This window comes from Faecalibacterium sp. Marseille-Q4137, from assembly GCF_017377535.1.
GTDB lineage: Bacteria > Bacillota > Clostridia > Oscillospirales > Ruminococcaceae > Faecalibacterium > Faecalibacterium duncaniae.
The window spans coordinates 1-1,727 of sequence record NZ_JAFREK010000101.1 but is presented as its reverse complement, the minus strand read 5'-3'; the positions used below and the strand labels follow the sequence as shown (position 1 = coordinate 1,727).

2 protein-coding genes and 1 pseudogene are annotated in these 1,727 nt (G+C 43.1%); all 3 read right to left on the bottom strand.

The genetic code is table 11. The features are described from left to right. A pseudogene (locus tag J3353_RS15945) lies at window positions 1-296 on the bottom strand (sugar isomerase); the annotation flags it as partial. A 4-nt stretch (window positions 297-300) separates the two neighbouring features. Then, window positions 301-1,395, bottom strand: coding sequence for a non-hydrolyzing UDP-N-acetylglucosamine 2-epimerase (gene wecB, locus J3353_RS15940; RefSeq protein ID WP_207685239.1), 1,095 nt, complete (start codon window positions 1,393-1,395; stop codon window positions 301-303). Between the two features lie 30 nt (window positions 1,396-1,425). After that, a partial coding sequence (locus J3353_RS15935) for a hypothetical protein (RefSeq protein ID WP_207685238.1) occupies window positions 1,426-1,727 on the bottom strand: 302 nt, incomplete at its 5' end.

Below are 1,727 nucleotides of genomic sequence, written 5' to 3'. Positions count from 1 at the left end.
ATATAAATGGTTCCCATCACCCTAAAAAATTTCGATGTAGTATTTATAATTTTACTAACTCTTTTTTGATCATTTTCATAGAGTGGCCTATAAAGGATTGACATAATAACACTGCCAACGCCACCTTCTAACAATGTTATATAATTCAAAAATTGATTTACTGATGAGACCAAACCATTTACAGATGATCCGAAATACGAGAGCGTAATTTTAGGGATTATAAAACCGCTTATCATTGTTAGAACTTGCAAGAATAGCGCCGCTACTACATTAAGTTTCAATACATTTTTCTTCATAATGTTATTTTTCACACACTATCTTTGCAATTCGCTCACAAGCATGTCCATCACCATAGGGATTGCTTGCCTTGCTCATAGCATCATACTCTGCCTTGTCAGACAGCAAACGGCTGAACTCCCGATAAATGGTTTCCTCCTCGGTTCCGACCAGCTTCAATGTGCCAGCAGCAATTCCTTCCGGACGCTCTGTTGTGTCCCGCATAACCAGAACCGGCTTGCCCAAAGAAGGTGCCTCCTCCTGAATGCCGCCAGAATCAGTCAGGATCAAATAGCTGCGGCTCAGGAAGTTATGGAAATCCAGCACGTCCAGCGGCTCAATAATATGGATTCGGTCATCGTCGCCCAGATACTCATTGGCAATTTCTCGCACCACCGGGTTCATGTGAATGGGATAAATTGCCTTCACGTCCGGATGCTCGTCCATCACGCGGCGGATTGCCTTAAACATATGCCGCATCGGCTCACCCAGATTCTCTCGGCGGTGGGCTGTGATCATAATCAAACGGCTGCCATCAGCCCACTCCAACTCCGGGTGGGTGTAATCCGCTCTAACCGTCGTTTTTAGTGCATCAATGGCAGTGTTTCCTGTTACATAGATGCTCTCCGGATCCTTACCTTCCTTCAGCAGATTCTGCTTAGAGAGCTCAGTGGGGGCGAAATTATACTGACTGATGATTGAAACCGCCTGCCGGTTGAACTCTTCCGGGTAGGGGCTGTAAATGTTATAGGTACGCAGTCCGGCTTCCACATGTCCGACCGGAATCTGCAAATAGAAACAGGCCAATGCCGTCACAAAAGTCGTGGACGTATCGCCATGCACCAGCACGACATCTGGCTTCACCTCTTCCAGAACAGTTTTGATATGCTCCAGAATATTCACCGTCACATCAAACAGGGTCTGCTTGTCCTTCATAATGGACAAATCGTAATCCGGAACAACCGAGAACGCTTCCAGCACTTGATCCAGCATCTGCCGGTGTTGGCCGGTCACGCAGACAATCGTCTCAATACTTTGATGTTTCTTTAATTCATTGACCAGCGGGCACATTTTAATTGCTTCGGGGCGAGTACCGAACACCAGCATTATTTTTTTCATTATCTCTCTCCTACTTTTCCTTCTTTGTGATCATTTTTTCATTTTCTTGTCAATCATCTTCGAAACAATCTTTGCTCTAACACTCCATGTATTCGATTCAAGAAACCTATTTTTTTCCTCTATTGAATACTTAATTTCTGTTCCAAAAGCAGCTTTCTTTATTGCATCAATATACGAGATGTAGTCAGAATAGAAATACACAAACTTCGAGAATCTTTCGACCTCTGGATATTTTACGCACACAATATTTTTATCAAAATTGATATATTCATATAATTTCACAGGATCGACAGATAAAATCAAGTCATCGACAACAAAAGGCATAATAAAGG